Below are 24,752 nucleotides of genomic sequence, written 5' to 3'. Positions count from 1 at the left end.
TGGACGGCGGGGGTACGAGCGTGCGTCGATGAGCTGGTGGTACCACGGGCGGAGGGCATCCCGCTCAGCCTGCCATGTCGGGCCGCTTCGCGGAGTCCCCCGTTTCGGCGAGCAGCGGCAGGACAGCGCGGGCGACCAGGCGCGGCACCTCGAGCTGGGCAACGTGACCGACCCGGTCCAGCATGAGCAGCCGGCTGTCCGGGATGGCGCGGGCGGCCTGCGGCGCGACCCGCACGTCCACCAGGCGGTCGTGCCGGCCACCGATGACCAGCGTCGGCGCCTGCACCATGCCGGCCAACCGCCACATCGACCCGGAGCCGGGCAGGTAGGACCGCAGGAAGCAGGAGACCAGCCCCCGGAACGTCCGGACGTACGCCGCGGCGTAGTGGGCGGCCTCGTAGCGGACCCGGATCTCCTCCAGCGCCTCCCGGCGGCGCTGCTCGCTGATCCGGCTCACGTCGGCGACGCACGCCTCGATCACCTGCTGGGCCATCACCTCGGGCGCCAGCTGCGCCAGCCGCCAGGCGGCCAGCCGCTCGCCCCGGGGGATCGCCAACAGCGGCAGCATCCGGCCCTGCAACGATCGTCGGAAGTCGAGGAACGGCAGGGCGGGTGAGATCAGGGTCAGCGTCCGGACCAGGTCCGGGCGTGCCGCCGCCACCTGCACCGAGATCGCGCCGCCCAGCGAGTTGCCGAACAGGTGCACCGGGCCACGGCCGGAGTGCTCGATCCAGCGGACCACCCGCTGCGCGAACGAGGGAACCGTGTAGCGGCGGCCCGGCTCGCTGCGGCCGAAGCCCGGCAGGTCGATGGCCTGCCCGTCCAGCCGGTGGGCGAGCAGGCCGGCCAGGTCGGTCCAGTTCTGCGAGGAGCCGCCGAGGCCGTGGACGTACAGCGCCGGCTCCGCACCGGGCGCCGTCGCCGGGGTATCCCGGACGTACGTGACGGTGCCGTCGAGGCGTACCTCGCGACCGGGCCAGGGGGGCGGGACGGAGTGCTCGGGAAGCACGTCGTCCGGCCAGAGGGTGGCGCGCTTCATCGCTCCAGTCTGCCCGTGGTCACGGCGACCGGCAGCGCATCCGGCGGCGGTCAGGCGAGCAGCGCCTCGAGGCGGCGGTTCACCGCGGCCAGGGTCGCCCGGACGACGGCCTGGCGCGGGTCGCCGGCGACCAGCGCGGAGCCGGCGAGCTGCTCGACCCAGCCGTCGCAGACGAGCAGCACCACCACCGTGGCCACCTCGCAGTTGCCGAACGGCACCACGGCCGCGTGCTCGACGAAGCAGCGCCCCGGGCCCGACTCGGACCCGGACCCGCGCAGCAGCTCGTCGACCGCCGCGGCGGCGGCCACCGCGCACAGGCGCAGCACGTACCCGTCGACGGCCGGGCCGGTCGCGTACCCGGCAGCGGGCGCGCCGGCGGTCGTCAGCCGCACCTCCACCGTGGCGTCGAGCCCGAAGGTGCTGACCTGCACGTGGTCGATGACCACCCGCGGGCCCGGCCGGCCGCCGGTGTCCAGCGGCCGGGACGGCGCCGCCTCCGTCGTGGTGACCTGGCCCCCGGTGTACGACGTTCCGACGGTCGCCGGGCTGCCGGTGGGCGCGGCCGGCGCGGCGACCGAACCCGGCTCGTCGACGGTGGCCCGGCCCCGGTGCGGCCCGCTGGACTGCCGGCGCCGGCGCGGGGTTTCCGGCAGGGCCGCCTCCGGCCGCTCGGACCGCGACGGCAGGGCGTCCCTCCCGGCCGGCGGGCGGGGCACCCGCGACTCCGCGGGCCGGGGCTCGGCGGCGGACCGCTCGGCGGACCGCCGGCGGACCGGAGGTGCCGGCTCGGCGGGCACCCCGGGCACGTTCTGCGGGGCGGCGGCGAGGCCCATCCGCTCCTGGAGGAGCCGGGCGACGTGCCGGCTCACCTCGGCGGGGTCGGCACCGTCGGCGAGGTCGAGGCGGAGGCTGTGCGCGCCGGCCTGGGTGCGGCGCAACTCGGCGTCGCGGACGCCCGCCACTCCGCGCACGGCGTCGAGGATGGCGTCCACGTCGAAGCCCTCGGGCCGGTCGCGCAGCGGGGCCGGCTCGTCGTCGCGGCGGAGGTGGGTGGCGATGCGGGCGAGTTCGGGGGTCTCGGCGGGTGGCTCCACGGCTGGCGGCTCCGGCACGACGGGCACGTCCGGCTCGGCGGGGACGCGCTGCGGCAACACCGCCGACGCAGGGTCCGGCAGCCGGTCGTCGCCGACCGGCCCGGCCGTCGGTGCCGGCTCCGGGGCGGATCGGCGGGCCGCGTAGGGGGGTGCGCTCGTCGGGGCGGGCGCGGTGGGGATGCGGTCGCGGCCACCGGCGCCGCTCGTGGCGGGCTCGGCGGCGGGACTCGTGGCGGGGCCGGCGGCCGTCGGTGCGGTGGCGGGCTGATCCGCTGGCGCGGGGGCTTCCGGGCGGAGGCGGAACGGCCGGCGGCTCTCCAGCGTGGCGTCGTCCCCGTCAGGGGTGCCCGCGGCCGCGGCGGCGGGGGGCGCGCTGGCCTGCCGCTCCGGCGCCCAGGCGGACCGGTCGGCCGGTGGGGCCGGGGGGGTCGCCGGCGCCCGGCCGGCGGGCGGCTCGTACACCGGCCGGATGTCGGGGCCGCGGCCCGACTCGGCGGGTGCGGGGTACGCGTCGGCACGGACCGGTTCGTACGCCCGCTGCGGCTCGGCAGCCCAGGCGGGCCGCTCGTCGCGCGCGCGGCGACCGGCGCCGGGCTCCGCGTCGCGGGTCTCGGTTTCCGGGCGGGCCCGCCGGCCGGACGACTCCGGACCTGGGCGGAACGGCACCGGCTCAGCCTGGTCCCGGGCCCGGCGGCCGGGCGCCTCGGGAGCCGACGACTCGGCCTCGTCCCGGGCCCGGCGGCCGGGCGTCCCGGGAGCCGACGACAACGTCTCGGCCTCGTCGTGGACCCGGCGACCGGACGGCTCCCAGCGGTCATCCGGCTCGTCGTGTCCGGCCGGCTCGGAGCGGTCGCGTGCCCGGCGACCGGCCGCCTCCGGTTCCACCCGTGCCCACGGGGGCGCCCACTCGTTCCCCCAGCTCGGCTGGTTCCAGCTCGGACCGGACCACTCCGGCTCGGCGAGCGGTGCCCGGCGGTCCGTCACCGGGGCCGATCCCGGCTCCGCCGGGCGGGCCGGCGCGCCGAACGGTGAGCTGGTCGGACCTGCGTCGGCGTCGCTGCCGGGCCCGCGGTCGATGCCGGACACCCGGTCGCCGGACTCCCAGCCGGCCCGCGCGCGGTCGGCGTCGTAGGCCGGTCCCCCGCCGGCGGCCGGACCGTCGGCCGCGGCGCGGCTCGCCGGACCCTCGCCGAAGGCGCGGTCACCGGTGGGCGGCTGCTCGGCGCGGTCGCCGGGCCGGGGCTCGGTGGGCGGCGGGAACGCACGCGGGTCGTGCGGCGCCGGCTCGGGCGGGTACGACGGGTCCCAGGCGCGCGCCTCGTCCCGGGTGGACGGCGGCTCCGGTGACCGGTCGGCCGTCGGCGCGTGGAGGCCGGGCGGCACCTCGAAGCCGCTGGCGGCCGTGCCGACCGGCGGGACCTGCACGGCGGGCGGCGCCGACGTCGGCAGCCCGGGCTCGGCCCACCGGGACGCGCGCGTCGCCGGCGGCTCCTCGGTGGCGTGCCGTGCCGGATTGGGCTCCGGCTCGGCCGGCCCGGAGGACTGCTCGACGGCGGGCGCGGGACGCGGGGCCGGCACCACCAGACGGCCCCCGTCGGTGTCCCGGCGGGGGTCGCCGGAGAGGCCGGGCGGGGCGCTCACCGGGGACTGGCGGGCGGACGGCGCCTCGGCGGGGGCGTGCGGGTAGCCGTTGGCCCGGTGGCCGTTGGCGTGCGGGCGCGGCGCGGCACCGGACGTGCCGGGCACCGGAGCGGGCAGGTCACCGTGTTGGGGGGAGGAGGTGGCCCATCCCGGGGTCGGGTCGGACCGACGCCAGGGCGCGGCCGGTTCCGGGAGCCAACCGGCCGCCGGGGGCACCCATCCGCCGCCGGAGCGGGACTGATCCTCCTGCGGACCGGTCCCGTCGCCGTGCTCTCCCGGGGTGGCGGCACCGGGTTGCCCTGCTTCACTCACCGCGCGCTCCTTGGTCGCCCCCGCTGAGGCTACCGTGTGGTGAGAGTGGCGATAAGTTACAGCGGCGGGCCAATTCCGCGACGGGCGAACAGCCCCGACCGGTTCGGGTGAAATGCCGGCTCGTACGAAGAACTCGGAGGCTCCCATGACCGCTGTGGGGAACAGTGCACAGACCGCCGGCCGGCCCACCCGCCTGCCCCGTTCCGCGCGCCGCAAGCAGCTGCTCGCCGCCGCGCAGGAGGTGTTCGTCGCGCAGGGCTACCATGCGGCCGCGATGGACGACATCGCCGAGCGCGCGGGGGTCTCCAAGCCGGTGCTCTACCAGCACTTCCCCGGCAAGATGGAGCTCTACCTGGCGCTGCTCGACACGCACTGCGACGCCATCGTGGCGAAGGTGCAGGACGCGATGCGCGGCACCACCGACAACAAGGAGCGGGTCAGCGCCTCGGTCCGCGCGTACTTCGACTTCGTCGACCACGAGAGCGAGGCGTTCCGCCTCGTCTTCGAGTCGGACCTGCGCAACGACCCGGCCGTGCGCCAGCGGGTCGAGCGGGTCGAGCAGGGCTGCATCGCGGCCATCACCGACACGATCATCTCGGACACCGGTGTGAGCCGGTCGCACGCCGAGCTGCTCGCGTCCGGGCTGGTCGGTGCGGCCGAGACCGCCGCGCAGTTCTGGCTGGCCAGCGGCCGGCAGGTGGCCAAGGCGGAGGCCGAGGCGCTGGTCGCCGCGCTCTCCTGGCGGGGCATCGCGAGCTTCCCGCTGCAAGGTGAGTCAGCCTGACCGCCGCCCGCGTGATCGGATAGCCTTCGCAGGGCGGCATATTCGCCCCAGTTGAGGAGGCACTGTGGAGGTCAAGATCGGCGTGCAGTACGCGCCGCGCGAGCTGGTTCTGGAGAGCGCGCAGTCGCCGGCCGAGATCGAGCAGATCGTGACCGACGCCATCGCCGGCAACGGCGGCACGCTCTCCCTCACCGACGAGAAGGGCCGGCGGGTCATCGTGCCGGTCGACAAGGTCGCCTACGTGGAGATCGCCGAGGCGTCCCCCCGGGCCGTCGGGTTCACCGTCCGCTGAGCCGCGGGCGCACCCGCCCCACACCCGTCGACGCGGTCCGACGCCGCGGCACGTGCCGGTCACCTGCTGCGGCGTCCTTCGTCAGTTGTTGAGTCCGACGGCGCCCATGCGGGCGGTGTGGGCGGCGGTCAACCTGCGGAACAGGCCCTGCACGTCCACCTGCTCCCCCCGCGCGATGAGCGCGGTCAACGCCCCCCGGTCGGCGGACGCGACCCGACCGGCCTGCGACAGCGCCTCACCGACCAGCCGACGCGCCCACATGGAGAGCCGGTTGGCGACCCGGGGGTCGGCCTCGATGGCCGCGCGGATCTCGGCGGCGGCGAAGTCCGCGTAGCGCGACTCGTGCAGCACCTCCAGCACGAGCCTCCGGTCCGGCTCGGCCAGCGCCCCGGCGATCTCCCGGATGAAGTCGTCGGTGATGCCGTCCCCGACGTACGCCTTGGTCACCGCCTCGGCCCAGTCCCTCGGCTCGGTCGAGTCGTGGTACGCCTGCAACGGCTCCACGTAGACCGCCATCGCGTCGTCGGGCAGCACGCCCAGGTCGCCCAGCCGGTCGGCGAGCCGCCGGTAGTTGCGGATCTCCGCGGCGGCCATCTCGCTCAACGCCGCCCGTCGGCGCAGGTCGGGAGCCAGCCGGGCGTCGGCGGCCATCCGCTCGAAAGCGAGCAGCTCACCGAAGGCCACCAGGCCGAGCAGGTCGACGAGCGCGGGATCGGTCACGACACCGCCGGCCGGGCCGGTCGGGGTCGGTGCGGGTTCGCTTGGGGCGGACACCAGCGCAGGGTACCGCCCGGCGGCGAATCGCCGTTGATGTGAGTGCCGTCACAGGTGTCCGTTTCGGCAGGCGGCACGGCCGCCGAGGAATCAGGACGGGGTCAACGCTGTTCAGGTAGACTGGAGCAGTTGCCGTGGGCGCCGACCGATGTTCGATCTGGTCGCAGTCGGTCCACGGCGCGCGTGCGGCCCGGTCCCGCGCGGCAGATCCGCCGCCGACCGTGTGGCCCGCGCCATACCGTCCGCGCCCTGAGGACTAAACGGGGCGCACCCACGAGAGGGCACCCCCACATCCATATGAGCGAGCTGACGCAAGAACTGATGGACGGCCACGAGCTGGCCCCCACCGCCCCGGTACGCCCGGAGGCACCCACCTTCGCCGAGCTGGGCGCGCGTCAGGAGACCGTCGACGCGCTGGCCGCGGCCGGCATCACCCGCGCCTTCGCCATCCAGGAGTACGCGCTGCCGATCGCGCTGCGCGGCGCCGACCTGATCGGCCAGGCGCCCACCGGCACCGGCAAGACCCTCGGCTTCGGCGTACCACTGCTGGAGCGCGTGTTCGCGCCCACCGAGGGCGGCGACGGCGTCCCGCAGGCACTCGTCGTGGTCCCGACCCGCGAGCTGGGCATCCAGGTCGCCAAGGATCTCCAGGCCGCCGGCAGCAGCCGGGGCGTCCGCGTGCTGCCGATCTACGGTGGCGTGGCGTACGAGCCGCAGATCGACGCGCTCCGCAAGGGCGTGGAGATCCTCGTCGGCACCCCCGGTCGCCTGATGGACCTGCAGAAGCAGAAGCACCTGCGGCTCGACCGGGTGCGCGCGCTGGTCCTCGACGAAGCCGACCGGATGCTCGACCTGGGCTTCCTCGACGACGTCGAGAAGATCCTGGCGATGCTGCCGGAGGACCGGCAGACGATGCTCTTCTCGGCCACCATGCCGGACCCGATCGTCGCGCTGTCCCGGCGCTTCCTGCGCCGTCCGGTGACGATCCACGCCGGGCACACCGCCGAGACCGGCCCGTCGCCGCAGACCCAGCAGCTGGCGTACCGCACCCACTCGATGAACAAGATCGAGATCGTGGCGCGGATCCTCCAGGCCGAGGGTCGCGGGCTGACCATGATCTTCACCCGCACCAAGCGGGCCGCCGACCGGGTCGCGGAGGATCTGGACTTCCGTGGCTTCGCCGTTGCCGCCGTGCACGGCGACCTCGGGCAGGGCGCCCGCGAGCGGGCGCTGCGCGCCTTCCGCGCCGGCAAGATCGACACGCTGGTCGCCACCGACGTCGCGGCCCGGGGCATCGACGTCACCGGCGTCACCCACGTCATCAACTACGACTGCCCCGAGGACCAGGACACCTACACGCACCGGATCGGTCGGACCGGCCGGGCGGGTGCGACCGGCGTCGCGGTGACCTTCGTCGACTGGGACGACATGCCCCGCTGGCGGATCATCGACAAGACGCTGGGCCTGGACATGGCCGAGCCGCTGGAGACGTACCACACCTCTGCGCACCTCTACACCGACCTGGGCATCACCACCGACGTCACCGGCACCCTGCCGACTGCCGAGCGCACCCGCGCGGGGCTCGCGGCCGAGGTCGAGGAGGACCTCGGCGGCCGGTCGCGTCGGGGCGACGGCCGGGGCTCGCGGCGCGGCGAGGGCCGCGGCCGGGAGCGCGGCCGCGGCCGGGGCGGGGAGGCGGCCGTCGCGTCGACCACGGACGCGCCGGCCGACGACGCCGCCGAGGAGCGCAGCCCGCGTCGCCGCCGGCGCCGCCGGGCGGGCGAGGTGGTCGCGGGCGAGCCGACCGCGGTGATCTCCACCGAGAGCGGCACCGAGCCGGAGACGGCCGCCGCCGAGGGCAGCGCGTCGGCGAAGCCGCGCCGCCGCCGGCGCCGTCGCGGTGGCGGTGGTTCCGGCGGGGGTACGCCGGCCGAGGCGACCGCCGACTGACACACGCACGTCCGACGTCCCCCGCCTCGTTCGCCGAGCGGGGGACGTCGCGCGCTCAGGTAGACACCGCCCGGGCCGCCGTCGACCACTCGGTCGGCCTCCTTTGCTCTGCTTCAACGGACGCACCGGAACGCGCCGCTTTCCGGTGCGTCCGTTGAAGCAGAGCAAAGGGCAGTGCGGGGCACATCAGTTCGTCGCCGCCGGGCACGACCGGGAAGGATCAACCCATGCCGGAGCCACTGGACGCCGCGCTCGCCGAGGTGCGGGCGCTGCTGCTCGACCCCGGGCTGACGCGGGCGGTGGCCGCGGGCCGGCGGCGCGGGCAGCGCCCCTCGGTGGTCCGGGCGGAACTGCGGCCCGTCACCCTCAAGGCCGGTCCACGCCTCCAGATCGCCACCTCCGACGGCAGCCGGCCCTACACCCGCAACGTCGCGCCCGGCGGCGACGCGGACGCGGCCGTGGACGCGCTGCTCGCCGAGCCGTTCGGCAACTGGCACGTGGAGACCGTGCGGACGACATTGCAACTGCGGGTCACGAAGTCCGGGGAGGCGCAGGTGCACCGCGCGGCCAACTCCGGCTCGCCGACCGAGCCGGCCGGACACGACCGGGCGAAGGACTACCTGCTGGACCCCGGTGACCCCATCTTCGCCGAGATCGGCGGATCGGCGGCGAAGCGACGTCAGGTGGACGCCTTCCTGCGGGCGCTCGCCGCGACGCTGCCCGACGATCTGCCCGGCCCGCTGCGGGTGGTGGACCTGGGGTGCGGGAACGCGTACCTGACATTCGCCGCGTACCGGTGGCTGACCCGGCGGGGGCTCGACGTGCACCTGGTCGGCGTGGACGTCCGCGAGGACCAGCGGCAGCGCAACACCGAACTGGCACAGCGGCTGGGCTGGGCGGACCGGGTGCGTTTCGTCGCGGGCACGATCGCCGACGCGGCGGTCGAGCCCGCTCCGGATCTGGTGCTGGCGCTGCACGCCTGCGACACGGCCACCGACGAGGCGCTCGCGAGGGCGGTGCGTTGGGGAGCCCGCTGGGTGCTCGCGGCGCCGTGCTGCCACCACGACGTCGCGGCGCAGTTGCGCTCCCGGCCGGCTCCGCCGCCGTACGACCTCCTGACCCGGCAGGGCATCCTCCGGGAGCGCTTCGCGGACGTGCTGACCGACGCGGTGCGGGCGGGACTGCTGCGGTTGCACGGCTACCGGGCCGAGGTGGTGGAGTTCGTCGACTCGCGGCACACGCCGCGGAACCTGCTGATCCGGGCACGCCGTACCGGCGCGGCACCGACCGGCGCGCAGCGGGCGGAGTACCGGGCGCTGGTCGACCAGTGGGTCGTCACGCCGAGGCTGGCGACCCTGCTCGGCGGCCCGGGGGGCGACGCCACCGGCGGCACCGCCGAGGCGGCGGACCACGTCACCGGCGGCACGCCCGCCGGGGCGGCCGCGGGCTGACACCCGGACGAACTCCGCGCCGCACGTACGGTCCCGCCCACGGGACAGTCTGGTCGATCAGTCAATTGCTTCCGCCGCGAGCCGTACTACCCTCGAACCACGCACCGTCAGGTGCCCGGCCGGGAGGGAAGACCCGCTGGAATGGCTTCGGTAGAGGTATCGCCGCAGGCGGCGTTCGCGCGCTTCGTGCGGCGCGCCATCGACGACGCCCGGGAGGAGCGGGGGTGGACCGTCACCGACCTGGCGTCCCACACGGGTGTCGGTCGCTCGACCGTCTTCCGCTGGCTCGCCGGTGACTGGCAGGACTACCCCGAGCTGGCCAAGGTGCGCGGGTTCTGCGCCGCGCTCGACCTGCCGGTCGCGGCCGCCTTCCGTGCGCTCGGCCTGCCGGACGCCGGCCCCGCGCCCCGCCGCCGCAGCGACGACGGGCCGGTCGAGGCGGACGTCCGGGTGATCCTCCAGCGACTTGCCGACCCGACCGTGCCGGCCGAGGAGAAGCACCACATCCGGGACCTGCTGCGGTACCTGGCCCGCCGCCCGATCCGCCGGGTCGGCTGACGGACCGGCGGGGCCGCGCCCCCGGTCAGGCGTCGAGCGTGAACTCGGCGGTCCGCACCGCCCCGGCCACCTGGAAGTCCAGGTAGAGGCGGTAACGCCCGGCGCCGGGCACGGTCACCCAGAACCGCACCGCCCCGTCGACCAGGGTCGGCTCCGGGTGGACGTGCAGGTATCCGAGGTCTCCCTCGCGGAGCGCGACCAGGTGCCCGTACGCGCCGAGGTACCGCTCCAGCGTCGCGGGTCGGCCACCCTCACCGGTGATCCGGAAGGTCAGCGGCACCGACACGGTGGACTGCGGGGTGCCCTGGTAGGCGACGGTGAACCCGCCCACGGTGGTCGACGTGGCCGCCGCCGGCAGTGGGCGCGGCTCGTAGTCACCGGCGGCGACCAGGTCGGTCCCCAGGGTCACCGCCGTCTGCCGGCCGTCGTCGGCGAGGGCGGTGAAGTCGGCGTACGCGCGCCAGACGCCCGGCTGCGGCAGCGTCAGCGGCACCGACCAGGTGCCGTCGGCCGCCATCGCGGGGTGCAGGTGCTGGTAACCGGTGAGGTCACGGCGCACCACGATGAGGTGCAGCGGCTTGTCGTGCACCACGGCGAAGCGGGTCACCGGGCGGCGCTGCGCGTCGCGGATCTGGAACCTCAGCTCGCCGGGACGGCCGGCGACGAGGTCCACGACCGACGGGGCGATGGTGTAGCCGGCGGCGCTGACCGACAACCCGGTGGCCTCCGCCGCCAGGCCCTGGTCGGCGCCGTGTTCGTGCGCCCCGGTGCCGGGTGCGTGGGTGTGGTCGGCCAGCGCGCTGCCGTAGCCGACCGCCGCGGTGGGGCCGCCGCCGGCCCGGCCGAGGCCGAACCCGAGCAGGACGGCGAGGATCAGCCCGCCCACCACCAGCGCCAGCCGCAGGGTGCTCCGGTCGGGCAGGGCGGAGACACGGTCAGCGCGCGGGGCGTCGGGCGGCGGCTGACCGGTCATACCGCCCACGCTACCGTCGGCGACGCGCGCCGGCGGGCGGGTGCCCGCCGGGCGTGGCGACCGTCGCAATCCGCCGGGCCCGGGAACTTCCCGGCCTCCTCGACCGACCGCCGGCCGGCGGCTCAGCCCGCGACGGCCAGGGCGAGCGGCAGCACGTCCGGGGCTCCGGCGCGGCGCAGTTCGCGGGCGACCATGGTCAGCGTCCAGCCCGAGTCGACCAGGTCGTCGACGAGCAGCACCGGCCCGTCCAGCCCGGCGAGGGCGCCGGCCAGATCCGGCGGCACGGTCACCGCGCCGTGCAGGGCGCGTACCCGCTGGGCGCTGTTCCCGCGCGGGCCTCCCGGCGCGGTCACGGCGACGCTGCCGAGCAGCGGCAGCCGCCCCACCGTGGCGATCCGGCCGGCGAGCGAGCCGACCAGCCGGGGCCGGCGGCGCGATCCGATCGCGACCACCGCCGCCGGCCGGCGCGGCCAGGGAGCGTCGCCGTGCGCCCACGCCTTCAGCACCTCGACCACGGCGGCGGCCACGTCCTCCGGGACGTCGACGTCCACGGCGTCCGGCCCGACCAGTTCGCGCAGGCGGCCACCCCAGCCGAGGTCGGACAGGCGCCCGACCGCCCGGCCCGGCAGCGCCTGCTCCGCGGGGGCGATGCGGCCCTTGACGGGTACGCCGACCGCCTCCAGCCCGGTCGGCCAGAGCTTCTTCGGCGGGACCTCGACGCCGGGGCGGCCGAGGAAAGCCTGCGCGGCGCTCAGCGCGGGCCCGGAGACGTCGACGGAGAAGATGGGTTCCGCGCACCGGTCGCACCGGCCACAGTCGGACGCGCCGGCATCGTCCAGGCATTCCCGCAGGTAACGCAGGCGGCAGCCGGGTGTAGTCGCGTACTCCCGCATCGCCGCCTGCTCGGCGGTGCGGGCGGCGGCGACCCGCCGCAACCGGGCCTCGTCGTAGCTCCACGGCTCGCCGGTGGCGAGCCACCCGCCGCGCACCCGGCGGACCGCGCCGTCGACGTCCAGGACCTTGAGCATCAGCTCCAGCCGCGCCCGGCGCAGGTCGACGACCGGCTCCAGGGCCTGCGTGGAGAGCGGCCGGTCGGTGGCCAGGGCGGCGAGCACGGACCGCACCTGGTCCTCCGGCGGGAAGGCGAGCGAGGCGAAGTACCGCCAGATGGCCGCGTCCTCGGCGCCGGGGAGCAGCAGCACCTCCGCGTGTGCGACGGCGCGGCCGGCGCGGCCGACCTGCTGGTAGTACGCGATGGGCGACGGTGGTGCGCCGAGGTGCACGACGAAGCCGAGGTCCGGCTTGTCGAAGCCCATTCCCAGCGCGCTGGTGGCGACCAGCGCCTTGATCTTGTTGTCGAGCAGGTCCTGCTCGGCGGCGCGGCGGTCCGCGTCCTCGGCCTGCCCGGTGTACGAGGCCACCGGGTAGCCCCGGGAGCGCAGGAAGTCGGCGGTCTCCCCCGCCGCCGCGACGGTCAGCGTGTAGACGATGCCGGAGCCGGGCAGCTCGTCGAGGTGGTCGGCGAGCCAGGCCAGCCGGTGCGCCGGGCCGGGCAGGTCGACCACACCGAGCCGCAGCGACTCCCGGTCCAGGCTGCCCCGCAGAACCAGGGCGTCGCCGAGTTGCTCGGCGACGTCCTGGGTCACCCGGGCGTTGGCGGTCGCCGTCGTCGCCAGTACCGGCGTGCCGGACGGCAGGTTGCCCAGGAAGGTCCGCAGCCGCCGGTAGTCCGGGCGGAAGTCGTGCCCCCAGTCGGAGACGCAGTGCGCCTCGTCCACCACCAGCAGCCCGGTGGTGGCCGCCAGCTTCGGGAGCACCGTGTCCCGGAAGTCGGGGTTGTTCAGCCGTTCCGGGCTGATCAGCAGGACGTCCACCGCCCCCGCGTGGATCTCGGCGACGATCTCGTCCCACTCGTCGAGGTTCGCGGAGTTGATCGTCCGGGCGCGGATGCCGGCCCGGGCGGCCGACTCGACCTGGTTGCGCATCAACGCCAGCAGCGGGGACACGATCACCGTGGGACCGTGCTCACCGGTCTCCCGAAGCAGCGCGGTGGCCACGAAGTAGACGGCCGACTTGCCCCACCCGGTGCGCTGGACGCAGAGCACCCGCCGCCGGTCGACGACCAGCGCCTCGATCGCCCGCCACTGGTCCTCCCGGAGCCGGGCGTGCTCCCCGGCAAGCTGCCGCAGCACCGCCTCGGCCCGCTCGCGTACCGCCGTCCGCTCCTGGCTCATCCGGCATTTCTACCAGCGTCGGGTGATCGGGGCGTACGGCGCGTCACGGCGCGGCCGGCTGGTGCGGCGCGGGGTTCGGCGGAAGGAACAGGAGGACGTCGCGGAGCTGCTCGGTGGACGCCGGCGGCAGCATGCACCGGCCGGCCAACTCCTCGACCGAGCCGTACGGGCCCCGCAGCCAGCGGTCCACCGCGACCTGCCGCCACTGGTCCGTCGTCAGGCCCGGCAGGTCGGCGAGCACCGCCTCGGACACCGAGTTGACGTCGATCAGCCCGCCGTCGTCGAAGGTCCGCGGCAGGTCCGGCCGGCCGATGCGCAGCTCGTGGCGGGCCGCCGGATGGTAGTGGAGCAGGAGACGGGCGTGTTCCCGGCGGAGCCGGCGTTTCTCGGCGGCCCGGCCTGCCCGGCTGCCGCCGGTGACCAGCGCCCACACCCGCCGGTTGAGCAGGACCACGTGCAAGGCACCGGCAGCCCAGCAGGAGAGCAGGAACCCCAGGATGTAGAAGCCCTCGAAGTCGGTGAGCTCGGCCTCGGGATCCGGGTTCATGTTCTCCAGCACCACGATGAAACCGACGAGGACGACGAGGTAGCCGACCCCCGCGAGGGCGAGTCGCCCGCTCTGCCGCCACACCGCGTACACGAACACGATCAGCCAGGTGATGAACCCGAGTGACACCAGGACGAGCAGCGTTCCGAGGGTGGTCGCCAGGTTGGCCAGCCACCGGGGAGCCGGCTCAGCCGGCCAGCGCCTCCGCCGGGGCGGCAGGATCGGCGGCGACGGGAGGAGTCCCGGCGGCCCGTACCCCGGCAGCGGTGGTGCCGGACCGGTGCCGGACGGGGTGGCGGCGGATACCGGCGGCGGAGCAGGGGGTGCGTTGCGGGCGGGCGGCTCGGCTGGCGCGGTGGCGGCGGGTGGCGCGGTCGCGGTTCCGGCCGGCGGGGCCGGAGCGTCGGCCGCGACCGGCCCGGGGTCCGGCGCCGGCAGCAGCGCCGGGTCCGCGGCCAGGACGCGCCGGTGCAGCTCCCGCAACTCCTCGCCCGGCTCGATGCCGTACCCGTCCCGGAGCAGTTCGTCGAAGTCGCGGTACGCCGCGAGCGCCTCGGCCTGCCGGCCGCTGCGGTACAGGGCCAGCATCAGCTGCCGGCGCAGCCGCTCCCGCACCGGAAACTCCCCCGCCAGCTCCACGAGCGGGCCGACCAGCTCCCGGTGCCGACCCTGGTCCAGTTCCAGCTCGGCCCAGCTCTCCAGGGCGGTCGCCCGCAGTTCGACGTACCGCAGCCGTGCCGCCTCGAAGAACGGCCCGGCGAAGCCGGTGAACGGCTCACCCCGCCACAGCTCCAGGGCGGCGCTCAGCTCGGCCAGCGCGTCCGTCGGCCGGCCCGCCTCCCGGTGCCGCTCCGCCCGGCGTACGGCCTGCTCGAAGCGGACGGCGTCGAGCGAATCCGGGGACACGTGGAGGACGTAGCCGGCGTCGGTCAGCGCGAGCACCTGCCCGGGGGTACGGGGCGACCGCTCCGGCTCCAGAATCCGGCGCAGCCCGGCGACGTACTTCTGCACCACGTTCGGGCCGTTCGCGGGCGGATCGTCCGGCCAGACGGCATCGACGATCTGCGTCGTGGACACGGGCCGGCCGGCGGCGAGCAGGAGCACAGCCAGCACCGCACGCCGCTTGCTCGGACCGAGGTCGAGCTCGCGGTCGGCGTACCAGGCCCGTTGAGGGCCGAGAAGCGCGAAGCGCAGCGCCCCTGACATGCGAGTCCCCGCTCCTGACCACCCCGGCCGCGCGCCTGATGACAGCGTGCGGCAGTCGGACGGCAGCATAGCGGCAGTGGCCCGGCAGCGGAGTCGTGCCAGTATCGGCCCTGGCAACGGCCCCGTACGAGAAAGAGATCATCTGATGACGCAGCGAACCGGCACCGCGGCCCTGGCCCGGCGGGCCGTCACCGGCGCGACCGCCATGCTGGCCGCCACGGCTCTGCTGGCCGGGTGCACCGGCAAGGACGGGGGTTCGGCGGCGCCGTCCCCGTCGCCCGACCCCAAGGCCGACCTGCTGGCCGCCGTGCCCGACGAGAAGGACCCGGCGTTCCTCTTCAGCGGCACCGACGCGGACGGCACGGTCACCGGCTCCGTCGACCCGGCCAGCAAGGGCATCGAACTGAATGTCACCGAGAAGGACGCCGAGGCCGGCTTCACGATGAAGATGTCCTTCCGCTTCGTCGACCAGCAGTCCTGGGTGAAGGTGGACTTCGGTGGGTCGGAGGAGCTGCACACCCTGCTCAAGCTCCCGAAGAACTGGATGGAGCTGGACAAGGCGAAGCTCACCGACTCGGAGGCCGTGCCCGGCTACGAGGGCGCGGACCCGGGCAACGCCCGCCCGATCCTCGCCACCGCCACCACCGTCGAGAAGCAGGCCGACGGGACGTACACCGGGACGGTCGACCTGTCCGGCCAGGAGGCGGCCGACGCCATGGACAGCGTCGACGTCGCCGCGCTCGGGGACGCCGCGAAGGCCGTGCCGTTCACCGCGGTGGTGGGGCCGGACGGCAACCTCAATTCGCTGACCCTCGACATTCCGGCCGCCGGCAAGCAGAAGGCGCTGAAGTTCGTCGTGAAGTACTACGACTTCGGCAAGGCGCCGGCGATCACCGCGCCCGAGGGCGCGACGGCGGCGCCGGCGTCGGCCTACGAGATGTTCAACAGCTGACCCACGGCGCACCGGGCCGCGGCCACACGGGGGGCCGCGGCGTACGGGGCCGCGGCCGAACGGGTCGCGGCCCTCGTCCGTCCCGCCTCAGCGGCCGAGGACGGACCCGCCGTTGACGCCGAGGACCTGACCGGTGACGTAGCCGGCGGCGGGGCCGGCCAGGTAGCGGACCGCCTCGGCGATGTCGTCCGGGGTGCCGGCCCGGCCGACCAGGGTGGCCGCCACCCGCTTGGCGTGCCCCTCCGGGGTCATCCGGTCGCCGAAGAACTCGGTGTCGGCGACGTAACCGGGGCTGACCACGTTGACCGTGATCTGGTCCGGCCCGAGTTGCGCCGCCAGGTCGTACGCCCAGCCGTGCAGCGCCGCCTTCGCCGCCGAGTACGGCCCCGCGCCGCCCCGCTGGGCGGCGATCGAGCTGACCAGGACCACCCGCCCACCCGGGCGGCGCAGGGCCGGCCGCAGCGCCTCGGTGAGCAGGACCGCGGTGAGCACGTTGGCGTCGAGGTTCGCCCGCCAGTGCGCGGCGGTCCCGGCCAGGCCGCCGGTGTCGCCGCCGAGGTATCCCCCGGCGTTGTTGACGACCGCGTCCACCGCCCGGTCGGCGACCGCCTCGACCACCCCGGACACCTGCTCCGGGTCGGTCAGGTCGGCGACCACGGGCCGGACGGCACGGGGACGCCCGATGTCCCAGGAGATCCGCTCGGCGGTGTCCGTCAGCACGTCCTTCCGCCGCCCGACGACGACCACGTCGAACCCGTCGGTGGCCAGGACCCGGGCAACAGCGGCCCCGATCCCGGTCCCGCCACCGCTGACGACCGCAAGCCGCTCACCCATACGTCACCCTCCCCACCCGCCGAAACCCGCCGATCATGAGGTTGTCGCCCAGACACACGGCGTGGCGCAACAATAACGTCATGATCGGCGGGTGGTCCCGGTGCGCTGTTCGGGTCAGCGGCGCCGGGAGGGCATCCGGAGGGAGGTGCGGAGGAGGGCCAGGCGGGGGGCGAGGCTGGCCAGGCCGCCGGGGAAGAAGTACACGGCCAGGATGAACACCGTGCCCAGCACGAACAGCGGCTGGGACAGGGGCCGGCTGAGGAACGCCGGGAGGGCGTCCACCGCCTCGCTGGTGCCGAAGGCGACCAGCCGGTGGTCCAGGTACATGTAGAGGATGCCGCCGAGCACCGGCCCCCACCGGGTGCCCGGCCCGCCGAGTACCACCATGACCAGCAGCGACAGGGTCAGCTCGCTGGACGTGATGTGCGGGGAGGCGCCGCCGACGATCAGGCAGTAGACCACGCCGCCGGCCGCCGCGAGCCCGCCGGCCAGCGTGAACGCCACCAGCTTGAACCGGTACGGGTCGAGCCCGAGCACACCGACCCGCCGCTCGTCGTCACGCAGCCCGGCGAGCACCCGCCCGGTCGGCGAGCCGCTCACCCGGTGCACCACGAACACCACGACGGCCAGGTACGCCAGCGCCAGCCAGTACAGGTTGACCGTGTTCGTCACCCCGACCAGCGCCTCCGGCACCCCGGAGACGTCCAGCGGCAGGCCCTCCTCGCCGCCGGTCAGCCCGCCGAAGTCGCGGGCCACCAGGATCGCGCCGACCTGGGCGAAGGCCAGCGTGACCATGGCGAACGCGATGCCGACGGTCCGCAGCGCCACCGCGCCGATCAGCGCGGCGAGGATCGTGCCGCCGGCGATCGTGAACAGCGCGGCCTGCCACAGCGGCAGCCCGGCCTTGGTGACCAGGATGTCGGTGCCGTAGACACCGGCGGCGAAGTAGAGGGCGTGCCCGAAGGAGAGCATCCCGGTACGCCCGAACAGCAGGTCGTAGCCGGCGGCGAGCCCGCCGAAGATCAGGCAGACGGCGAGCAGTTGCAGGGTGCCCGGCTCGTTCAGCGCGCCCTCGAAGATCCCGGGCAGGTGCAGCGTCGAGTACGGCAGCGTCAGCGCCACGGCCAGCGCGACCAGCGGCAGGAACGGGCGTACCCGACTCCAGCGGCCGCCGGTGGGCGCCAGCTCGGACGGCACCGCCGCCGGGGGCGCCGGAACCTCCGGACTCTTGACCTCGGTCATGCCGTTGCCACCTTTCCGGCGATGCCCTGCGGGCGCAGCAGCAGCACCACGGCGAGCAGCCCGACCACGCAGATGTCGCCCAGCCCGGAGGTGCCGTAGTAGTTGACGAACTGTTGCAGCAGCCCCACCGCGACGGCCGCGTACGCGGACCCGACGACCGAGCCCATGCCGCCGATCACCACCACGATGAACGCGAAGATCAGCAGCGAGCCGCCCTGCCCGGGTGAGACGGTGCCGAAGTAGACGCTGCCGAGCGCACCGGCCAGCGCGGCGGCCGCCCCGCCGATCGCGAAGACCAGCGTGAACGCCTTCCGTACGTCGATGCCGAGCGCGGTGACCATTTCCCGGTTCTCCACGCCGGCCCGGATCACCAGGCCGTAGCGGGTCCAGCGGAGGAAGGCCAGGATCGCGCCGAGGACCAGCACCGCCGCGATGATCAGCAGGAGGCCGCCGTTGGGGACGTTGGCCCCGAGCACGTTGGTGACCTGCCGGGTCCACTCGGGGCGCGGGAAAGTGCGCGGGTCGGCACCCCACGTCGCCTGGAGCAGTGCCACCCCGGCCAGCGAGAGGCCGACGGTGACCAGGACCTGCTCGATGGTGCGCGAGTACAGCGGCCGGATCAGCACCAGCTCGACCAGGACCGCGACCAGGGTGCCGGCGGCCACGCCGAAGGCGACCGCGACGACGAAGCCGAACCCGTCCCCGCCGGCGCCGGGCAGGTTGCCGGCCGCCCACCAGGTCGCGTACGCGCCGACGCCGAGGAACAGCCCGTGCGCGAAGTTGAGCACGTCGGCCAGGCCGAAGACCAGGGACAGGCCGGAGGCGACCAGGAAGTAGAGCGCCGCCAGGCCGAGCCCGGTCAGCGTCAACAGGATGATCGTGTCCACTAGTGATGCACCTCCGCGGAGCCGACCCCGAGCAGGGACTTCGTCAGGCCGGTCTCCATCAGCAGTTCCTGGGCGTCGCCGGTCCAGGCCACCTTGCCGGCGGCGAGCACCACCGCGTCCCGGGCGAGCCGGCGCACCACGGCCAGGTTCTGCTCGACCAGCAGCACCGGCACCGACTCGGCGACCCGTTCCAGCACCTCGGCCACCTCGGTCACGACCTTCGGCGCGAGGCCCTTGGTCGGTTCGTCGATCAGCAGCAGCCGGTTGTCGTTGAGCAGCACACGGCCGATCGCCAGCATCTGCTGCTGCCCGCCGGAGAGCGAGCCGGCCCGCTGCCGGCCGCGCCGGTCCAGCTCGGGGAAGAGCGCGTACACCCGGTCGTACGCCGGGGTGGTGCCCCGCCGCTCGGCGAGCCGCAGGTTCTCGGCGACCGTGAGTCCGGCGAAGACGCAGCGGTCCTCCGGCACGTAGCCGAGCCCACCGCGGACCAGCCGGTGGGTGGGCCGGGCCAGCAGGCTCTGCGCGCCCATCCGGATGGTGCCGCGCACCTCGCCCGCGCGCGGGGTGAGCCCGACGACGGCGCGGAGCGTGGTGGTCTTGCCGACGCCGTTCCGCCCGAGCAGCACGGTGACGCCGGTCGGGGCGACCGTGAAGGACACCCCTTGGAGGATGTGCAGCCCGGAGATCCGGACCGACAGGTTCTCCACGCTGAGGATCGGCTCGGTCACAGCGACTCCCCCAGGTAGGCCTCTTGCACCGTCGGGTTGGCCATGACCGTCTCCGGGGTGTCGCAGGCCAGCAGCGCGCCGTGGTGCATCACGGCGATCCGGTCGGCCAGTTCCAGGATCACGTCCATGTGGTGCTCGACCATCAGCACCGAGCGGCCGCTGTCGCCGGTCAGCGACCGGATCACCTGCACCAGCTCGGGCACGTCCTCGGCGCTGACCCCGGCCATCGGCTCGTCGAGCAGCATCACCCGGGGTTCACCGGCGAGCAGCAGGGCGATCTCCAGCTTGCGCTTCTCGCCGTGGGCGAGGGTGCCGGCGAGCGCCGTACCCCGGTGGGCGAGGCCCACCCGGTCGAGCGCCGCGTCGGCGGCGGCGGCGACCTCCCGGTCGGCCGCCGCCCGCCGCCACAGCTTCATCGAGCCCCCGCGGTACGCCTGCACGGCGAGCCGGACGTTCTCCCGCACGCTGAGCGAACCGAAGACCGAGGACGCCTGGAAGGTACGGCCGAGCCCGAGGCGGGCCCGCTTGTACGGCGGGAGGGTGCTGATGTCCTGCCCGTCGAGGGTGACCCGACCTTCCGTGGCCCGGCGCAGGCCGGTGATCAGGTTGAACAGTGAGGTCTTGCCGGCGCCGTTGGGCCCGATGACGCCGAGGAACTCCCCGGGCGCCAGGTCGAGGTAGACGCCGTCGACGATGGCGACCTCACCGATCCGCCAGGTCAGACCGCGGGTGGCGAGCATTCCGGTCAGCCCTTCATCGCCACGACCGGCGGCGCGGTCTCGTCACCGGTGAGGCTCTTCTGCGCGGTGGCGGTGAACGCCTGGCCGCTGCCGGAGAGCTTCGCCTGGAACATCGGCTGGAGCAGGGCGTGGTCCTCCTTGCGGATGGTCAGCTGCCCCTTGACGCCCTCGAAGCTCCACCCCTCCAGGGCGGTGACCATCTTCTCGACGTCGTCGCCGCCCTCGGCGATGGCGCGGACGACCATCTGCGCGGCGTGGAACCCGTCCGGGTGGAACAGGTCCAGGGTGCCGCCGGGGATCTTCGCCTTGGCGGCCTTGGTGGCCTCGTTGTCGGTGGCCCCGTCGAAGTAGTGCGACAGGAAGGAGATCTTGCTGCCGGCGGCACCGAAGGTGGGCCACGAGGCGCGGATGTCCAGACCGGTGACGACCGTGGTGGAGGTCAGCACGCCCTGCTGGTCGAGGGTCTGCCACATCGCCGGGGCGGTGGTGCCGGCCCAGGCGACGAAGAGCAGGTCCGGCTTGGCGGCCTTGATCTGGCTGGCGAACGGCGTGAACTCGGTCGCGCTGGCGGGGGCCCGTACGCTGCTGACGGTGGCGCCGGCGCCGCCGATGACCGCCTTGACGGCCGCCTCGTTGGCGTCGCCGAACGCGCCGTCCTGCGCGAAGACGACCACCTTCTTGCCCGCCGGGTCGCCGATGAACGACTTCGCGGTCACCACGTCCTGGTACGACTGCCGGCCCGAGCGGAACGTGTACTTGTTCGCGCCGGTCACGCCGTCGGTGGCGGCGGGCCCGGAGATGAACAGCACCTTGTTCTGGGCGGCGATCGGGGCGACCTGGAGGGCCACGCCGGACGCGGTCGACCCGGCGATGATCTTGTGCCCCTTGCCGATCAGGTCCTTGGCGGCGTTGACGGCCTTCGCCGGGTCACCGGCGTCGTCGACCTCGGTCAGCTCGACGGCCCGGTCACCGACCTTGTTGGTGCCCTTGGTGGCGAAGTCGAGACCGGCCTTGAACCCCTCGATGTACTGCTTTCCGTAGCTGGCCAGCGCTCCCGACTGGGAGTACACCAGGCCAACCTTCACCGGCGCGGCGCTGTCGCCGCCACCGGAGGCGGTTTCCTGCGGGCTACCACAGGCCGTGGCGGCGAGCGCCGCCGCCATCATCGTGGCGGCGGAGAGGAACACCCGCCGCGTCGTCCGGACCGTCATTGCGACTCCACGTGAGGACTCGGAGGAAGGGGAACTTGTTTGTCGGCTCACGCTAGAAGTGACGTCACCCACGGGCTATGTGGCGGAAACACACAAGTAACAGGGGATGGATGGCCCCCGGTGACAGCGCCACCTGACCGGCGGTGACGGCCCGCCGGGGCGATGGCCGCAACCGCCACGGTGTCGGGCGGCCCTGTGTCGCCCCCCGCCACCAAGCTTCGCGTTCCGGCTTCGCGTCCCTGGTCCTGGCGCGCCGGAGCATTCGCGGATGGGGACGCTGTCGAGCTGCCCCACCTGTGCGACCACCGGCAGCTGTGGAGCTGACGTCGTCGGTGGATCAGTCAGGATCGTGCCGCTTCCCGGCCATGCGTGGCGCCGGGCACGTCATCCGGCGCAGGCTGCCGCCCGGTCACCGAAGCGTCGCCGCTCGCCCCCTCCAGCCGGCCGGGCGGGCAGCGGGTCACCGCCGTGGCGGGACGCAGGGGCCGTCGTGGTCGGCCGGGCGCGCGCAGCGGCCGGCGCCGTCGAGCCGGGCGTCGCAGAAGACCCGATGGCGTACGAACTGCGCGTCCTCCTCCGACACCGTCGTCTCGGCCGGGTCGATGTCGGGCAGGAAGCCGAGCGAGCGGGTGATCGTGCGGGCGAAGCGCTTCGCGGCGGCCAGGTCGGCGGCGAGCACCGGCAGGTGCACCACGAAGCGGTCCCGGCTCACCGCCGTGCCCCCGGCGCGAACCGGGCCTGCCAGCTCCGCAGCGCCCGCTTGATCCGGACGTTCTCCTCGGTGACCGTCACCAGGTCGCGCCGGGTGGCGGCCAGTTCGCCAGCCACCCGGTACAGGAACGCGTGCACCTCGGCCGGGTCGAGCCCTCGCCGTACCGACCGGAACCGCCGGTCCCGCACCTGCCCGGCGGTCAACGGCCGGCACGACTCCGACCGGTACCACCCGCCGTTCGGGGATCGCCCCGGCCGCTGGCGTCTGTTCCGGCGGAACAGGTTGAGCACGGTGCGCAATCGAGACCTCCTCGATGGATGTGACCTGGAGGGCGGCCCGGCCCGCCGATAGGGGACGCGGACCGGACCGCCGGCCCCGCGACCGCAGCCCTGATCGGCGGTACGACCCCGGAGCCCACTTTCGGGCCCGACCCCGAGGTTTGCCGAACCAACCGGAGCCGGACACCGAAAACCTACACCAGTATCTTGCGCTGGTCGAGCCCTGAGTCACCGCCGCGTCGACAACCTGTTGCAGTTACTTGTGTAGGTAGGGCAGGATCGAAGTCGCCGAACCAACCGGAGTCTTCGTCATGCCCACAGCGCCTGCGCCCTACAAAGTGATCGCCAACGACTTCACTGCGAAGATCAAGAGCGGCGAGCTGAAACCTGGCGACAAACTGCCATCGACCCGGCAGATCGCCGACCAATACGGCGTCAGCATGAACACGGCCTACCGGGCCATGTCGCTCCTGCACGATCGGGAACTGATCACCGGCCAACCGGGCCGGGGCACCTACGTCGCCGAGCAGCCCGGGCGGTGACCCGTCCCGCCGGGTGGCCGAGGGAAGCTCGGCTGATCGCCGCCATGCCGGCGGCGTCGCGGTATCCGCTCGCCCCGGACACCCCCATGCCGCCGGCACTGAGTTGATCAAATAGAACCTGGGCTGATCCATCCAGGCCATCAGGTCCACAGGACGGCGATCGCCCACCCCACCCCACCCCACCCCCAGGCGCCGACCGCCCCAGGCTCGTCGCCGGGTCGTTCGTGCGGCCCCGCCAGAGAGGGCCCGCGCCCGGCAGCGGTCGCACAGACCGGCCAGCTCGACAGCTACTCTGCCGCCGCCGTCGACCGCACCGCCACCGCCACCGCCACCGCCACCGCCACCGCCACCGCCACCGCCACCGAGCGTCCGGTAACCCCTTGATCGACTCGCCTTCCATGAAGTCGGGGTGTCGCAGAGCGCCTGTACCCCCAATCTCAATGAAGTCGGGGTGTCAGCGCGCCACGGGCGCGAAGTCGAGGTGGGCGTGCCGTGGACAGACGGTGTCGGCCCGCCACCCGAACCGGGGTGGCGGGCCGACAGGGCGGGAAGCGGGGTCAGCGGCGGGGCAGGCCGGCGCGGGCGGCGACCGCCGTGTCCGGGTGGTCGGTGAAGACCCCGTCCAGGCCCAGGCCGTAGAAGAGTTCGTACTCGGCCTGGATGTCACCACGGGCGTTGGGGTCGGTGCCGATCCGGAGGTCGGCCGGGAGGAACTGGTTCTCCGCCCGGAACGTCCAGGCGTGCACGATCAGCTTCTCCCGGTGCGCGTCCCGGACGAGCGTGGTCGGGGCGAGCAGCTTGCCGGTGGCGTCGCGGGGGACGATCAGGTCCTTGTTGACGCCGACGCCGTCGGCGTACCCGGCGATCCACTCCAGCCCGGCCGGCGTGGCGAGGTCCCGGTAGGTGCGGGTGTCGCCGGCGACGGTGAAGTCGTACGGGCGGCCGCTGGCGTTCAGCAGCTGGGCCAGCTTGACGTCGATGACCTTGTTGAGGTGGCGCAGGTTGGCTGTCTCGAAGGACTGGATGATGACCGGCGAGTTCCGGTGGGTCAGCTTGTTGCGCCGCAGCACCTCGACCAGCGGCTTCTCCAGCGGCAGCCCGATCGAGGCGAAGTACGTCGGGTGCTTGGTCTCGGGGTAGATGCCGATGGTCCGGCCCCGGGCCCGGCCCTCGGCGCGGGCCAGGTCGACGACCTCCTGGAGCGTGGGCACCTCGAACTGCCCGTCGAAGGCGGTGTTCTGCGTCCGGACCTGCGGCAGCCGCTCCTTGGCGCGCAGGGTCTTCAGCTCGGCGAGGGTGAAGTCCTCGGTGAACCAGCCGGTCACCGCCACGCCGTCGATGGTCCTGGTGGTCCTGCGGGCGGCGAACTCCGGCCGGGCCGCCACGTCGGTCGTACCGCCGATCTCGTTCTCGTGCCGCGCGACCAGCACGCCGTCGCGGGTGGCGACCAGGTCCGGCTCGATGTAGTCGGCGCCCTGCCGGATCGCCAGCCGGTACGCCTCCAGGGTGTGCTCGGGCCGGTAGCCGCTCGCGCCGCGATGGCCGATCACGATCGGGCGGTCGTCGGCGCGGGACCGGTCGGCGGCCGGTGCCGGGTCGGCGGAGGCGGTCACGGCCGGGACGGCCACCGTGGCCGCGAGCAGGGCGCCGGCCAGGCCGAGGGCGGAAAGGGTGCGTCGTCGCAACGCCGTCTCCTGTCGTTCGTCAGGGGCAATCGCCTCAGCAGAACCGTCGACGTTGACGGCTGGGTGGTCGGTCCCTGGCCGGTGGA

General features: G+C 74.5%; 22 protein-coding genes. 7 read left to right on the top strand and 15 right to left on the bottom strand.

What is annotated here, in order from left to right; genetic code table 11:
• Positions 1-64: 64 nt before the first annotated feature.
• Both AB0873_RS03275 and AB0873_RS03270 read right to left on the bottom strand, forming a co-directional pair.
• Complete coding sequence (locus AB0873_RS03275; protein WP_366598214.1) at positions 65-1,039, bottom strand: alpha/beta hydrolase; 975 nt, start codon at positions 1,037-1,039, stop codon at positions 65-67.
• Between the two features lie 50 nt (positions 1,040-1,089).
• Complete coding sequence (locus AB0873_RS03270; protein WP_366598296.1) at positions 1,090-3,717, bottom strand: hypothetical protein; 2,628 nt, start codon at positions 3,715-3,717, stop codon at positions 1,090-1,092.
• A 514-nt stretch (positions 3,718-4,231) separates the two neighbouring features.
• On the opposite strand from AB0873_RS03270, the gene AB0873_RS03265 reads away from it, so the two are divergent.
• Both AB0873_RS03265 and AB0873_RS03260 read left to right on the top strand, forming a co-directional pair.
• Positions 4,232-4,870: a TetR/AcrR family transcriptional regulator gene (locus tag AB0873_RS03265; protein WP_155330174.1), complete on the top strand. Its 639-nt coding sequence runs from the start codon at positions 4,232-4,234 to the stop codon at positions 4,868-4,870.
• A gap of 64 nt (positions 4,871-4,934) precedes the next feature.
• The gene (locus AB0873_RS03260; protein WP_155330173.1) at positions 4,935-5,162 is read left to right on the top strand and encodes a DUF3107 domain-containing protein; all 228 of its coding nucleotides are present in this window, start codon (positions 4,935-4,937) and stop codon (positions 5,160-5,162) included.
• Between the two features lie 81 nt (positions 5,163-5,243).
• Here AB0873_RS03260 and AB0873_RS03255 read toward each other — a convergent pair whose 3' ends face one another.
• Positions 5,244-5,936, bottom strand: coding sequence for a ferritin-like fold-containing protein (locus AB0873_RS03255; RefSeq protein WP_366598213.1), 693 nt, complete (start codon positions 5,934-5,936; stop codon positions 5,244-5,246).
• A 297-nt stretch (positions 5,937-6,233) separates the two neighbouring features.
• Between AB0873_RS03255 and AB0873_RS03250 the strand changes: the two genes are divergently transcribed.
• From AB0873_RS03250 to AB0873_RS03240, 3 genes are all read left to right on the top strand, one after another.
• On the top strand, positions 6,234-7,886 hold the full coding sequence (locus tag AB0873_RS03250; RefSeq protein WP_366598212.1) for a DEAD/DEAH box helicase: 1,653 nt from the start codon (positions 6,234-6,236) through the stop codon (positions 7,884-7,886).
• Between the two features lie 227 nt (positions 7,887-8,113).
• On the top strand, positions 8,114-9,337 hold the full coding sequence (locus AB0873_RS03245; protein WP_366598211.1) for an SAM-dependent methyltransferase: 1,224 nt from the start codon (positions 8,114-8,116) through the stop codon (positions 9,335-9,337).
• Positions 9,338-9,478: 141 nt separating this feature from the next.
• Complete coding sequence (locus AB0873_RS03240; RefSeq protein WP_155330170.1) at positions 9,479-9,895, top strand: helix-turn-helix domain-containing protein; 417 nt, start codon at positions 9,479-9,481, stop codon at positions 9,893-9,895.
• 25 nt (positions 9,896-9,920) lie between these two features.
• Here the strand turns inward: AB0873_RS03240 and AB0873_RS03235 are convergent, their stop codons facing one another.
• The 3 genes from AB0873_RS03235 to AB0873_RS03225 all read right to left on the bottom strand — a co-directional run bounded on the left by AB0873_RS03235 (position 9,921) and on the right by AB0873_RS03225 (position 14,855).
• A complete protein-coding gene (locus tag AB0873_RS03235) occupies positions 9,921-10,868 on the bottom strand; it encodes a hypothetical protein (protein WP_366598210.1) in 948 nt (315 codons plus the stop codon).
• Positions 10,869-10,990: 122 nt separating this feature from the next.
• Positions 10,991-13,102: a DEAD/DEAH box helicase gene (locus AB0873_RS03230; RefSeq protein WP_366598209.1), complete on the bottom strand. Its 2,112-nt coding sequence runs from the start codon at positions 13,100-13,102 to the stop codon at positions 10,991-10,993.
• Between the two features lie 43 nt (positions 13,103-13,145).
• On the bottom strand, positions 13,146-14,855 hold the full coding sequence (locus tag AB0873_RS03225; protein ID WP_366598208.1) for an AfsR/SARP family transcriptional regulator: 1,710 nt from the start codon (positions 14,853-14,855) through the stop codon (positions 13,146-13,148).
• A gap of 145 nt (positions 14,856-15,000) precedes the next feature.
• Between AB0873_RS03225 and AB0873_RS03220 the strand changes: the two genes are divergently transcribed.
• Positions 15,001-15,807, top strand: coding sequence for a hypothetical protein (locus AB0873_RS03220; RefSeq protein WP_366598207.1), 807 nt, complete (start codon positions 15,001-15,003; stop codon positions 15,805-15,807).
• A gap of 87 nt (positions 15,808-15,894) precedes the next feature.
• Here the strand turns inward: AB0873_RS03220 and AB0873_RS03215 are convergent, their stop codons facing one another.
• The 8 genes from AB0873_RS03215 to AB0873_RS03180 all read right to left on the bottom strand — a co-directional run bounded on the left by AB0873_RS03215 (position 15,895) and on the right by AB0873_RS03180 (position 22,451).
• Complete coding sequence (locus AB0873_RS03215; RefSeq protein ID WP_366598206.1) at positions 15,895-16,641, bottom strand: SDR family oxidoreductase; 747 nt, start codon at positions 16,639-16,641, stop codon at positions 15,895-15,897.
• A gap of 114 nt (positions 16,642-16,755) precedes the next feature.
• Positions 16,756-17,883, bottom strand: coding sequence for a branched-chain amino acid ABC transporter permease (locus AB0873_RS03210; RefSeq protein ID WP_366598205.1), 1,128 nt, complete (start codon positions 17,881-17,883; stop codon positions 16,756-16,758).
• Positions 17,880-18,770 (bottom strand): branched-chain amino acid ABC transporter permease, encoded by an 891-nt coding sequence (locus AB0873_RS03205; protein WP_155330163.1) that lies wholly within the window; start codon positions 18,768-18,770, stop codon positions 17,880-17,882. Before AB0873_RS03205 ends, AB0873_RS03210 begins: the two co-directional genes overlap by 4 nt.
• On the bottom strand, positions 18,770-19,498 hold the full coding sequence (locus AB0873_RS03200) for an ABC transporter ATP-binding protein (RefSeq protein ID WP_366598204.1): 729 nt from the start codon (positions 19,496-19,498) through the stop codon (positions 18,770-18,772). Before AB0873_RS03200 ends, AB0873_RS03205 begins: the two co-directional genes overlap by 1 nt.
• Complete coding sequence (locus tag AB0873_RS03195; RefSeq protein ID WP_155330161.1) at positions 19,495-20,238, bottom strand: ABC transporter ATP-binding protein; 744 nt, start codon at positions 20,236-20,238, stop codon at positions 19,495-19,497. Before AB0873_RS03195 ends, AB0873_RS03200 begins: the two co-directional genes overlap by 4 nt.
• Positions 20,239-20,243: 5 nt before the next feature.
• On the bottom strand, positions 20,244-21,449 hold the full coding sequence (locus AB0873_RS03190; protein ID WP_366598203.1) for a substrate-binding domain-containing protein: 1,206 nt from the start codon (positions 21,447-21,449) through the stop codon (positions 20,244-20,246).
• A gap of 460 nt (positions 21,450-21,909) precedes the next feature.
• Positions 21,910-22,161: a hypothetical protein gene (locus AB0873_RS03185; protein WP_366598202.1), complete on the bottom strand. Its 252-nt coding sequence runs from the start codon at positions 22,159-22,161 to the stop codon at positions 21,910-21,912.
• Positions 22,158-22,451, bottom strand: a complete 294-nt coding sequence (locus tag AB0873_RS03180) for a DivIVA domain-containing protein (protein WP_366598295.1) — start codon at positions 22,449-22,451, stop codon at positions 22,158-22,160. The genes AB0873_RS03185 and AB0873_RS03180 overlap by 4 nt, the downstream gene beginning before the upstream one ends.
• Positions 22,452-22,750: 299 nt before the next feature.
• On the opposite strand from AB0873_RS03180, the gene AB0873_RS03175 reads away from it, so the two are divergent.
• Positions 22,751-22,981, top strand: a complete 231-nt coding sequence (locus AB0873_RS03175; protein WP_366598201.1) for a winged helix-turn-helix domain-containing protein — start codon at positions 22,751-22,753, stop codon at positions 22,979-22,981.
• A gap of 557 nt (positions 22,982-23,538) precedes the next feature.
• Here AB0873_RS03175 and AB0873_RS03170 read toward each other — a convergent pair.
• Positions 23,539-24,666, bottom strand: coding sequence for a glycerophosphodiester phosphodiesterase (locus AB0873_RS03170; protein ID WP_366598200.1), 1,128 nt, complete (start codon positions 24,664-24,666; stop codon positions 23,539-23,541).
• Positions 24,667-24,752 lie beyond the last annotated feature (86 nt).

The sequence above is a fragment of the Micromonospora sp. NPDC047707 genome (assembly GCF_040704235.1).
GTDB lineage: Bacteria > Actinomycetota > Actinomycetes > Mycobacteriales > Micromonosporaceae > Micromonospora.
Note: the sequence above shows the minus strand (reverse complement) of the source record. Positions and strands in the feature narration are given on the sequence as shown.

What these genes read in the sequence shown, in the direction of transcription:
- AB0873_RS03275 (WP_366598214.1), bottom strand. Translation starts at nt 1,039, where the DNA reads ATGAAGCGCGCCACCCTCTGGCCGGACGACGTGCTTCCCGAGCACTCC.
- AB0873_RS03265 (WP_155330174.1), top strand. Translation starts at nt 4,232, where the DNA reads ATGACCGCTGTGGGGAACAGTGCACAGACCGCCGGCCGGCCCACCCGC.
- AB0873_RS03250 (WP_366598212.1), top strand. Translation starts at nt 6,234, where the DNA reads ATGAGCGAGCTGACGCAAGAACTGATGGACGGCCACGAGCTGGCCCCC.
- AB0873_RS03245 (WP_366598211.1), top strand. Translation starts at nt 8,114, where the DNA reads ATGCCGGAGCCACTGGACGCCGCGCTCGCCGAGGTGCGGGCGCTGCTG.
- AB0873_RS03240 (WP_155330170.1), top strand. Translation starts at nt 9,479, where the DNA reads ATGGCTTCGGTAGAGGTATCGCCGCAGGCGGCGTTCGCGCGCTTCGTG.
- AB0873_RS03235 (WP_366598210.1), bottom strand. Translation starts at nt 10,868, where the DNA reads ATGACCGGTCAGCCGCCGCCCGACGCCCCGCGCGCTGACCGTGTCTCC.
- AB0873_RS03230 (WP_366598209.1), bottom strand. Translation starts at nt 13,102, where the DNA reads ATGAGCCAGGAGCGGACGGCGGTACGCGAGCGGGCCGAGGCGGTGCTG.
- AB0873_RS03225 (WP_366598208.1), bottom strand. Translation starts at nt 14,855, where the DNA reads ATGTCAGGGGCGCTGCGCTTCGCGCTTCTCGGCCCTCAACGGGCCTGG.
- AB0873_RS03220 (WP_366598207.1), top strand. Translation starts at nt 15,001, where the DNA reads ATGACGCAGCGAACCGGCACCGCGGCCCTGGCCCGGCGGGCCGTCACC.
- AB0873_RS03215 (WP_366598206.1), bottom strand. Translation starts at nt 16,641, where the DNA reads ATGGGTGAGCGGCTTGCGGTCGTCAGCGGTGGCGGGACCGGGATCGGG.
- AB0873_RS03210 (WP_366598205.1), bottom strand. Translation starts at nt 17,883, where the DNA reads ATGACCGAGGTCAAGAGTCCGGAGGTTCCGGCGCCCCCGGCGGCGGTG.
- AB0873_RS03195 (WP_155330161.1), bottom strand. Translation starts at nt 20,238, where the DNA reads ATGCTCGCCACCCGCGGTCTGACCTGGCGGATCGGTGAGGTCGCCATC.
- AB0873_RS03190 (WP_366598203.1), bottom strand. Translation starts at nt 21,449, where the DNA reads ATGACGGTCCGGACGACGCGGCGGGTGTTCCTCTCCGCCGCCACGATG.
- AB0873_RS03175 (WP_366598201.1), top strand. Translation starts at nt 22,751, where the DNA reads ATGCCCACAGCGCCTGCGCCCTACAAAGTGATCGCCAACGACTTCACT.